This is a genomic window from Brucella ciceri (genome assembly GCF_041930145.1).
Taxonomy (GTDB): Bacteria; Pseudomonadota; Alphaproteobacteria; order Rhizobiales; family Rhizobiaceae; genus Brucella; species Brucella intermedia.
Window position 1 is genome coordinate 1 of the sequence record NZ_JBHEEV010000042.1, and the last position, 500, is coordinate 500.

Consider the following 500-nt stretch of genomic DNA (forward strand, 5'->3'; position numbering starts at 1 on the left):
CACCGACGACCGATGTCGCCATCACCGATCCGGAAGGAGACAATATCCCGACAGCTTCCGGCACGACGGAACCGGGTTCGACGGTTGTGGTGACCTGGCCGGACGGCACGACCTCGCAGGTGACGGCGGATGGCACGACCGGCGCATGGACGGCGACGGCCCCGGCTGAACAGCCCGATGGCAATGTGACGGTTGCGGTGACCGATCCTGCAGGCAATCCGGGAACGGGAAGCGGCACGTGGACTTCGAGTGACACGACCCCGCCGGACACGAGTGCGACGACCGTGACGGTTGGTGCGATTGCCGGTGACGGTGTGGTCAATGCCGCCGAGGCGGCAGGCAATGTTGCGGTAACGGTAACGATCACCAACCCGCCTTCGGATGCTGCGACGACGACGGTGAACGTGCTTGTCGATGGCGTGCCTTATGCGGCAGTTTCCAATGGCGACGGCACATGGACGGCTTCGGTTCCCGGCAGTGCGCTTGCCGGTGCTGCGACG

1 protein-coding gene is annotated in these 500 nt (G+C 65.4%); it reads left to right on the top strand.

Annotated elements, in window-relative coordinates; all coding sequences use genetic code 11:
- A partial coding sequence (locus tag JNC63_RS21895) for a hypothetical protein (RefSeq protein WP_445433048.1) occupies positions 1–500 on the top strand: 500 nt, incomplete at both ends.